Origin of the sequence: Brevibacillus sp. NPDC003359, from assembly GCF_042878995.1 — a bacterium.
Taxonomy (GTDB): Bacteria; Bacillota; Bacilli; order Brevibacillales; family Brevibacillaceae; genus Brevibacillus.
Genome location: NZ_JBIAOR010000001.1, coordinates 1,862,943 through 1,874,353 on the forward strand (window position 1 = coordinate 1,862,943; position 11,411 = coordinate 1,874,353).

The window sequence follows — 11,411 nt, forward strand, 5'->3', positions numbered from 1 at the left end:
TCCTTCGGCTTACACGTATTGAACCCGTTCTTTCTGTTCACTTGCTGATTGATTTTTCAGGGTGGTATCAACTAGATATTCAGCGATGTGCTTAAGCGTTGGATAGTCCGTCATCACAGCAGGTGTCAGTTCAAGCTTGTACTTTTGATTGATTTTAGTAGAAAATTCGGTGAGCTTGACTGGATCGAATCCATACTCCTTTAGTTCAATATCCGTATCTATCTCTTCTCTCTCCACCTTGAGAATTTGAGAGGCGAGTTGAATGATCGTTGCTTGGACCTTATCAAACAAGCTGTCTGTGTCTGTGTCTGTGTCCGTGTCCGTATCCGATTCTGATTCTGATTCAAAATACGCTGCTGCTTTGGGCATCTTTTTTACTTTTAGCTTGTTTTTAATGCTTGCCATGCTGGAGGAAATTTTCTCTGAAACGACCGCAACCGATTCACTTGTATGGATTCCTTCCATATCGAGTGGCTTAGTTGTTTTCATCAACGCTAATTGATTCATCGGACCTGATAGCAAGGCTTCCAATGCCTCCATCCCTTCCGAAGGTTCAATCGATCCAATACCGATCTGTGCCATGCGTTCCTGATACCCCTTGGACGCAACAATTCCAACACTCCCCCAGTATCCCCAGTTCATTACTTTCACCGCACATGTCCATTCCTCGGCAAGCTGATGGGCGAAAGCATCTTTAAAGGCGCAGCCTGAAGCATAATTACTTTGTCCAGGCGATTTCGTAAACGAGTTGATCGAAGAGAAAAACAGGACGAAATCCAATGGTTCTTCTCCGAATACTTGACTCATCCGCACACTTACCTCTACTTTTGGTACCAGCCCAGCTCGGAAGGTTGTCTCGTCCATATTCGCCAGACTTCTATCCAGTAGAACAATAGCGGAATGAATCACTCCGTTCATCTTGCCATATCGCTTCTTGATCTCTTCATAAGCAGATTGCAGCGATTCGCGATCCGTAGCATCTGCTTCGATGTAGTGCGGCGCAGGTCCCAGGGTAGCAAGTTGATCTATTTTGTTCTGGATCGACTCATCTTTCTTACGGCGGCCGATCCAAATCATCTGTGCTTGATAGGTGCGAATCATGTATTCGCTCCACGCTTGTCCAATACCGCCCGCGCCTCCAATCACAACATAGACTCCCTGTTGCTTGTAAACGGTTTGGTTGATGGAAGGACTCTGGACTGGCATCAATTGCTGGCGATACCACGCTTGTCCACGATATGCCCAAGCGTTTCCATGAGCATCGGCAGGTAAAGTAAAAATATCACGTAGCGGCCAATCGCTGTGAGCCTGCAAATCGACGAGTCTTACCTTCCAGTTCGGATATTCCTTTGCCATCGATCCGATCAAACCGTGGATGCTGGCATGTGTTGGATAGACAGTATCTTTTTTGTAGACAGCCTGCGCCTGAACAGTAATGATAGTCCAGCCCAAGTCTCTCGTGTGATACCCCGCCGCAAGCAAAGCCTTGATCAAACGGAAAACTTGAATAACGCCCCGCTCCTGTTCGCTCATCAAGGATTCCTCTTTTACGGATTCCACAGAGCTGTCAGGAGCTACCCACAGGATATGATCGATCACACCCTGCTCTTCCAGTTTACTAGCGATTCCCTCAATAGAATCCTTTGACTGAAGCGGTAGTACAGTAGCTTGAGGGTAGTGATGTAGAAGGAGACTTCTGTCCTTTTCTTCGGCACAAACGATGACAACCTGATCACTTGTCGCTGGAATGATTTCACCTTTTTCTAAAGACACGGCATTCCATACTGGAGTGAGCATCGTAGTTCCCATCAGCGGTGGGGTGGAAGTCGCTGTTGCCTGAGTCTCGCTCACCGTTGCACCCAGTTTTTCAATCCCAACTGAAAAACCTTTCACCCTCACGCCTATTCTGCCTGCCCCGTCACATAGATCAATATCTATTTTCCCTGTATGATTCTCCGCTTGGACATCATCACGGGATCGAATGAGAGCATACATGACAGCAGGATGATTCTCGAAGATCTCCAGCTCTTCAATGGTAAAAGAACCATCTGGTTGGATGGAGCTGATGTTGTCAGAAGGTGTAGACTCCTTGATGAGATAATGAGAGGACTGCAACAGAGACTCCAACAAGCTAGGATGGAGAACGAATTGTCCTGCTGTCTCCCTAGCAATCGAAGGCAAGGAGAGTTTTACAAGTACTTGTCTCTGAGTCCTGTACATTTGGTCCATCCCTTGAAAATTCGGATGAACATCCATTCCACGTTCTTTTAACATCTCGTAGCATTGTCGGGAAGTAAGCATCTCGCTGCTCTCGGCTTGCAGGGCAGGTAGATCCAGCGTTGGTGCTTCAACGAACGAAGTGAATTCGACCATGCCTTGGCTATGTACCACAGACTTGGTATCATCTTCTATCGCCTCACTGTAGATTTCATAAGCGAGCTCTCCAGTGTCCTCTGGATAGATACCCAGATGTACCTGAACCAGATCGTCGCCCACCACTAGCGGATGATCTGTAGCAACATGAGTCATTCGGATTCCAGTGAAAGTCCCCTCTCTATCTCCAGCTGCCAGCTTCACTGCCGCCCTTGCCATTTCCAGATAAGCGGTGATTGGAAAGAAGCGCTGCCCGTTTCCAAGATGATCAGCCAAGAACGACTCCTGCCGTGTGAAGCTAGAACTGTATCTCAGCTCATAGAGGTCAGAGGTGTTCTTATGAAGCAATGGATGGAGGATGTCTCCCCGAGCCGAGGATGCTTCAGTCATGCCTGTTACCTTTGGCTTTTGAACGTCCATCCAGTAACGCTCTCTAGCAAAAGGATAGGTAGGCAAACTGACGCGGCGCGGCTTATCGTCGCTATACAGCTTATTCCAATCAAAAGAGACGCCCTGGACCCAAAGGTTCATCAGTTTTGCGTATTTCCCTTTGGTCATCCATGTCTCCACGGTTTGCTTCATATCTTCGTCAGCAAAAAGAGCTACCGTGTCATGATTGCGCTTCACTCGCCCACGATACAGCTCGGCAATGTGATCTGCTCCTTTTGCAAAATACGTTAGTTTTTCCTCCAGCTCATTCACTGATCTGACGATAACAGCCAAGCGTTCTTCCAGCGCTTCTCGCCCTACTTGGAGCGTATAAGCGATATTAGCCAAATGGGCATCGGTTAATGCTTCTGCTTTGATCGCCATCAATAATCGATCCACTTGAGCGAACAGTCTCTCTTCGTTCTTCGCTGAGAGCACGATTATTTTTGGATGTTGTGGCTGAATGCTACTCTCGGGTTGTCTGTCTGCTTCGAGATACTCTTCGATGACGATATGGACATTGGATCCTCCCGCCCCAAAAGAAGACAGCCCCGCGATTCTCGGATACTCCTTGGTTACTCCGTTGATCTCAATCATTGGACGTTTCCATTCCGCCAGCTCTTGCTGAATCACAAATGGTGTATGACTGAAATCAATGTTTGGATTCATCACCTCAGCGTGCAAGGATGGTGCGATTTGACCGTATTTCATCTGAAGCAATATTTTGGTCAATCCTGCTATTCCTGCCGCGCTCTCCGTATGCCCAATGTTCGACTTGGCCGAGCCGATGGCGCAGAATTGTTTGTCTTTCGTATATTGTCCAAACGCGCGAGTCAGCCCCGCAATCTCGATTGGATCTCCCAGAGCGGTACCTGTACCGTGGGCTTCGATATAGCTGACGGCACGAGCATCCACTCCTGCCCGCTGCAATGCTTCGTCGATTACCTGCGACTGCACGATGGGGTTTGGAACCGTATATCCATTTGTTTTGCCGCCAGAATTGAGCATGCTTCCCTTGATTACGCCGTAGATGTGGTCTCCGTCGGCAATCGCCTTTTGCAGAGGCTTCAATACGATTGCTCCCACACCTTCTCCATCTACAAAGCCGTCCGCTTGGTCGCCAAACGACTTGCAACGGTCACCAGCAGAAAGCATCGTCGCTCCAGACAGTCGAATATAGTGAAACGGATCGACAATTAAATTGACCCCGCCAGCAATGGCACATTCACTTGTACCGCTATACAGGCTTTCCAAGGCCAAATGGATCGCCGTCAAAGAAGAGGAGCACGCCGTATCCACTGCCAGACTTGGACCTTGGAAATTGAACAAGTAGGATAGACGATTCGCAATGGACCAGTAGCTCGTTCCTGCTGGGTAATTTCCATTCATGACACCAACAAATACCCCAACTTTTCTGCTTTCTCCTAAAGTGGCAGGCGTATAACCCGCATCTTCCATACTAGCGTATGCCGTTTCTAAAAATAAACGCTCTTGAGGGTCCATCTGCTCTGCTTCGTTAGGAGAAATTTGGAAAAACAATGGGTCGAATTTATCAATATCCTCGATAAAGCCGCCCCATTTGGTGTACGTGTATCCTCTTTTTCCTTTTTCTTCGCTGAAAAATTCTTGCCAATTCCAACGATTCTTCGGTACTTCCGTGATACAATTCTTCCCCTCTTGCAGGCGCGACCAAAACTCCCAGACATCCTCCGCTTGCGGATAACGTCCTGAAAGACCAATGATCGCCACATCCTGCCTGGACGATGCTATTGGTTTTTCCCCTTCCGTATCAAGAAATTGTAGGAAACGGCGGGACTTTGACTTTCTAATTATCGGGCCAGCTTGCTCTCTGGTTGGCTTTGCAGAAGCTCCTGAGTTGGTTATTTGCTTTTGAACAGGCTGCTGTTCATCTATTCCTACTAAGGCAAGCAATTCATCCGTTTGTGTTGTCATGAAATGCTCTACCAGCGCGTCAATGGTTTGATATTCAAAGAAGAGGGTCGTGCTGACAGCATGTAATTTTTTCCGTAAGACATTAGTCATTTGCACAATCATAATCGAATCAATGCCATACTCTTCTAAGGCCGCAGATGAGTCGATCTGGTCAAATGGAATTTTCAGTGTTTCTCCGACCAATTGCTTGAAATAGGCAATGCTTTTCTCACGAAGCGTATCCTCCGTGCCTGTTCCTCTGTCTGTAGCTGGATGAACTGGATGAGCAGAAGCTACGGTCCCCCCCATTGATTTCTGCTGTCGTTTGGACTTGCGGACAACGCCGTCACTTTCAGCAATCATCAACTGTGGATAGGAGACAACTCGGTAGCCCTCATCTCTCAATACTTTCTGCCAAGCTTCATGAGGTAATGAAAGACCTAATAGAAGCAGGCCATTCCTTTTCAAGAGTGTCTTGCAGTTACGCAAGGCTTGGCGAATACGCTGAGCGGTGTACAGTTTATTCGCTGTGATAATCAGGTCGTATTCACCAGCATGAATCGCTTGTTCACCTAATACCGCTTCTGGATCAAAAACTTGAAAGCTCATAAAAGGATACATCGCAGCGAATTGTTTTTCTCCGAGCATTACCATTTCTCTGGAAATATTGGTATAGCAGTACTCTTCTATACGATCTTGATAAGCTTGTAATTTTTGTGAAACGAAAGCACTGGGCGTTTCGGTACCTGCTCCGATCTCGAGAATCCGAATTCGTGCGGATTGATCCTGCTTCAACCTCTCCTTGATAAAAGAAGCCGCCACATCAGCAAGATCCTCATTTTCATGAGCGGAGAGCTGTAGCATGGAAGGATAGCGTTCAGAGTGAACATCCACCCATTCCTCTTCCTTCATCCCTTCAATGACAACCGGCTTCGTAATCTTCATTAAAGCCATTTGATCCATGGCTCCTGCGAGAAGTGTCTCTATCGCTTGCATTGCTTCTGGAGGCTGAATAAGGCCAATGCCGATCTGCTCCAAACGACGATAGGTTTCTATCATCTCTTGATGAGACTCTTCCACTTGGCCACTGCTCCAATATCCCCAATTGATCACTTTCACCGCACTTGGCCATACTTGGGTCAGTTGATGAGCATATGCATCCTTAAAGGTACATCCTGCCGCGTAGTTGCTTTGCTTTGGAGCTTTTGTAACCGCCATGAGCGAAGAGAAGAATAGTACAAAATCCAACGCTTCCTTCTCAAACACCAAGGCGATGTTCACACTCACATCAACCTTGGACGAAAGCACTGCTCGGAAACCTTCCTCTTGCATCATTTCCAAGCTTTCTTCAACCAAGACCATGGCAGAATGAACAACCCCGTCAATCCGTGAATACGTTTGCTTTATCTGTTCATAAGCTTGTTGCAAAGCGTTCTTTTGCGTTGCATCCGCAGTGATATAGTCTGGTGCTGGTCCAAAAGCGGCAAGTCTATCCATCTTCGCCTGAATCTCTTCATTTTTTTGACGACGACCAAGCCAAATGATCTGGGCTTGATAGGTACGAATCATATATTCGGTCCATGCTTCGCCGATGCCACCAGCACCGCCAATAACCAAATAAATGCCACCCTGCTTCATACGTGTCTGATCGATCGGAGGATGATCGATGGCAAGCAATTGCTGGCGATACCATTCACCCTGACGATAAACCCACGGACGCCCCTGACGATCTCTTGGCAGTGTCAACATATCATCCAATGGCCATTCAGTTTCGGCCTCTACATCCACAAGTCGAATCTTCCAGTTAGGATATTCCTTCGCCATCGAACCAATTAAACCATGAATACTAACGTGGCAAGGATTTACAACGTCTGTTTTACGAATGGGCTGGGATTGGACAGTGATGACACTCCACCCCAACTCCTTAGTTCCGTATCCCAAGTGAAGCAAGGCTTTAATCGTTCGGAAGCATAGAATAACTCCCTGATCTTGCCCCTCGATTAATCGATGATCCGCCAAGGAATCTATCACTTCAAAAGGAGCGATCCACACCATATGATCAACGGAACCAAACTCTTCCAGTCGTTGTACGATTTCCTCAATGGTATTGTCAGCCTCAATGGACAGCCTTTGTGCTCGTGGATAGTATAGTTGAATGGCGCTCCACTTCTCTTCATTTCCTCCCACAATGACAACCTGCTCATCAGCAGCAGGGAAAAGCTGCCCCTTCTCAACCGGAGTCAAATCCCACACAGCGGACAGCATGAGATTCCCCACGGGAGGCTCCAATGAGGTTACGGTAGAAGCTCTGTTCGAAGAAACGTGGTTCGCTTGCTTCCCATCCTCCAGCACTCGCATGGAATAGCCCTTCATTCGTACACAAACGGCTCCTTGTTCATCGCACAAATCAATATCTAGCTTCTGCACCTTGTCATCTGCGCTGCTGTTAGCACTGTAGCGAACGTACGCCCACATCGAGGATGTGCAGTTGCCGTGAATTTCAAGTTCCTCCATGGCAAAAGGCAAGGACGGCTTACGACTAGAAGGCACATCCGCTGATAGGGTATCCTCCCCACCCATCATGAGCCCGATAGATGCCTGCAAGGCAGAATCCATCAAGCTTGGATGCAGTACAAAAGGGTTCTCTATTTGAGAGACGGACGCTGGCAGGGATAGCTTGGCTAATACTTGGCCTTCCCCTACATACAAGGTGTCAATCCCCTGATGAGCCAAGCCATAATCCATTCCTATTGAATGAAAAATGCTGTAGCATTGTTCGGATGAAAACTCACGTTGACCGCACTCTGCCTGTAAGGCTGGCAGGTTCAAGACATGTGTCTCCGTCATAGATTGAAGCGTGACGCTGCCCTGACTGTGTACGACAGGCTCTGCATCCATAGCCTCCAACTCACTGTAGATTTCAAAAGTAATTTCGCCATTCTCTTCGGGAACAAGACTGATATGTACCTGTGCAGACTGGTCCCCCACAACAATTGGCCGTGTCCAAACAACGTTTTTGAGTTGAATCCTGGTTTGTTCTTCTGTCAAGGCAGCCGTTGCTTGCTCTACTGCTGCTCTCGCCATCTCCAGATAGGCAACTCCCGGTAGGATTCTCTGATTCTTCACGACATGGTCTGTTAGGAAAAACTCCTGACCTGTAAAAGTGGAGCTAAACCTCTGTTCAGAAAAATCAGAAGTATTCCGCTGCAACAATGGATGAATGGTAGCTTCAATCATCAATGGGGCTGCTGTCTTGCCGCTTACAGATTTATTTTTGCTCTCTGGAATCCAATAACGATTCTTCGCAAATGGGTACGTCGGCAGTGGAACTCGTCTAGGTTTGCTATTCAGATAAAGCTGTTCCCAATCCATTTCATAGCCTGTCACCCATAATTCAGCTATTTTTCTGATGTTGCCTTCTGCAATCCCGCTTCGGTCTTCGCTTAAAAATCCGAATGACTCGTTGTTCGGCTTCAAGCGCCCTTCCCAGCAATCGTCTATCGCATTCTCGCCTTTCGCATAAGCTTCTAATTTTCCGATCAGCTCAGGTATACCCTCGACGACAAAGGCTACTCGTTCTTTCATCCCTTCTCGTCCTACTTGCAGGGTATACGCCACATTTTCTAGATTGATTTGCCTTGCTTGATCAGCAAAAGACTGAACTTCTACTTCGTCTCGATGGTTATCCATGAGATAAGCGATGACGGAAGCAATACAGCTACTTTGATCGAACTCCTTGATATCGAGCTGAATTTGCAGCTCCTCTTGCATTTTTTGCTTGAGCTGTGTGATTTGAACGAGGTCTACTCCGTATTCATGCCACTCTTGCTCAATCTCAATGCTGTTCTCTCCCACATGAATAATACTGGATAAAGTCCTGCGAAGCTTCTTCTCCAGCATTTCTTGAAGCTGCTTTTGCTTCTCTTCCTTGCTTGGTTGAGGACGATCGTCAGTTGATGCCTCTTTTAGAAAGTCCGCTACTTTTTGCGCATAGACTTGCAGTCGTTCCTTATTCTTGGCAGATAGCGGGATGATCACTGGGTTATTTGCTTGAGCTTTCGGCTTTGTTTCAGCTGGGATGTATTCTTCCAAAATAACATGGGCATTTGACCCCGAAGCTCCAAATGAACTTACCCCTGCTCGTCTCGGACGGGTAACTTCTTGTCCATTTTCCATGACCACCGATTTCCATTCTTCTGTTCGCTGTTGTACATAAAACGGAGATTGCGCAAAATCAATAAACGGATTTACATCCTTGGCATGTAAGGAAGCCACGAGAGTTTTATGGTGGAGCTGAAGAACAGCTTTTTGCAGACCGCTAATACCCGCGGCAGATTCTGCATGCCCGATATTTGATTTCACCGAGCCAATGGAACAAAACTGCTGATCCTCTGTATATTGACGAAACGCTTTCACCAATCCTTGAATTTCAATCGGATCGCCTAAAGAAGTTCCTGTCCCGTGCGCTTCCACATAACCGATCGTTCGCGCGTCCACACCGCTCTTTTCCAGGCAGTCTGTAATTACTTCTGCCTGAGCAACGGGGCTTGGCACGGACGGTCCGCTCACCGATCCGACGTGGTTAACGCTACTTCCTTTAATCACGGCGTAGATATGATCTCCATCCTCCATCGCTTTGCGCAATGGCTTTAACACGACCGTACCGACGCCTTCTCCAGAAACATATCCATCGCCATCCTTGCCAAAGGTATGACAATAGCCATCACTAGAGTGCATATCCATCATGCCATATGACAAGTATTTTCCAGGATGCAAGGATAAATTGACGCCACCCGCTAATGCTACCTCGCATTCTCCGCGCTTGATGCTCTCCAACGCCAAATGAACAGCGGTCAGCGAAGATGAGCATACCGTGTCAATCGCCATGCTCGGACCATGAAAATTGCAGAAATAAGAAACGCGATTGGCAATAGGTGCATAGTTCAAGGATAACGGGAACATTTCTCCCCGAGACATCGCTTCGGCTCCGATTAAGGAATAATCCTTATGCATTACGCCAACAAAGACACCAACCTGCCGCCTGTTACTGCTCCCTCGCGGTGGAACAATCGTCTTCGGCGTATAGCCAGCATCCTCCATCGCTTCCCAGCACGTTTCCAAAAACAAACGCTCCTGAGGGTCCATCGTTTCAGCTTCCCGCGGCGATATTCTGAAAAATGGAGAGTCAAAGCAATCCGGGTCTTCAATAAAGCCTCCCCATTTGGACATCTGCTTTCCTGAAGGGGATGTAAGTTCTCCAAACTGTTGCCAATCCCAACGCGATTTCGGTACTTCTCTGATGCAGTCTTTGCCCTCTTTTACATTCATCCAAAATTCATGGAGATTTCTTGCCTCTGGATAACGACCTGCCATCCCAATGATCGCAATTGCTTCATCCGCATTAGCGGCTTTCTTCTCAGAGGATGAATCTAAGACCGTTGCAGGTTGCGGCACCTCTTGTCTAGTTTCCTGTTTCATCAAATCAAGACCGGTGAATGCAGAAGCATGATTCTCGGCAAGATAGCCAGCCAGCTCAGCGATATTCGTATATTCAAACAATAAAGTAGGAGACAACGCCGTTCCCACTTTCGTTTCCACAGCCTTCACAACCTCCAACAAGCCCGGTGAATTAAGCCCCATTTCATAGTAACCAATCTGCGTATCGATCAGCGCGGCTGGAACTTGTAATCGAACTGCCAGCAGCTGTTGTAAAAAAGATTGCACTTGATTCACTAATGCAGACTGCGGCTCATTCGACTCATGAATGGGTCCTTTCGACAGTGATACCGTTTGCTTCGCTGGTTGGATATCCGCTCGAGGCTGAGGTGCTTCTTTTTTATTGGGATTGATCAGACCAGGATCACGAACTAACTTGCCCGCATAATTTTGCAAGTGCGCTATTTTTCTACCGGTTCTATCAAAGAACTCCATCGTCATATACATCAGCTCATTTTTTCGTTGGATAGATGAAGTTTGGACTCTGGCAAAACAATGTTGCTGTAATAGAGCGGAGGCACGAAAAGATTCATAAAAAAGCGGCAAAAATAGCCGTTGCTCTTCTTGGACCACCGAAGAGAACAATACCATCGAGCCGATCGCGGACCCATCGATCAGTGTCGGGTGAAACATGAACCCTTCCGCACTGGGAAGGGCATGTTTACCGAGAGAAATCTCCATAACCGCCGCAGAATCTGTTTCGTAAATCGTTCCTTCTGCCTTCATAAAACCTGTGTGCTCCAGTTCCTGACGGCGGCATTGTTCATACACGTCATGCAGATGGACCTTTTTGTTGGCAGCTTGCTCTATCATGGAAAGATCCAGCGTTTCATCGAACTGCGTAGAAGCATGGGGATGCATTTCAGCAGTGACGTATAGCTTTTTCTCCGATTCCAAAATGCCGTTGCGCTGTGTCTGCCCCTCTATCCGAATCTGCCACTGTCCTGCTTTGCCTTCCTGGCACTGAATGCTCAGCCATACATCATAATCTTGTCCCACCATGATCGGATGATAGATCGTTAGATTACGAAGCTCAAGCTCGCTGTAATCATGACCATTTTCTCGAAACATTTGATACAACAGATCAATATAGGCTAATCCGGGCAACAGTTCCTGACCGTGCGCTTTATGATTTTTGAGGATTGGATGGTTGATAGTTATGAGAAACTGATCATGCACTT

1 protein-coding gene is annotated in these 11,411 nt (G+C 47.3%); it reads right to left on the reverse strand.

Annotated elements, in window-relative coordinates:
- Nucleotides 1-9: 9 nt before the first annotated feature.
- Nucleotides 10-11,409: an SDR family NAD(P)-dependent oxidoreductase gene (locus tag ACFYU8_RS08690; RefSeq protein WP_390293957.1), complete on the reverse strand. Its 11,400-nt coding sequence runs from the start codon at nt 11,407-11,409 to the stop codon at nt 10-12.
- Nucleotides 11,410-11,411: the final 2 nt, after the last annotated feature.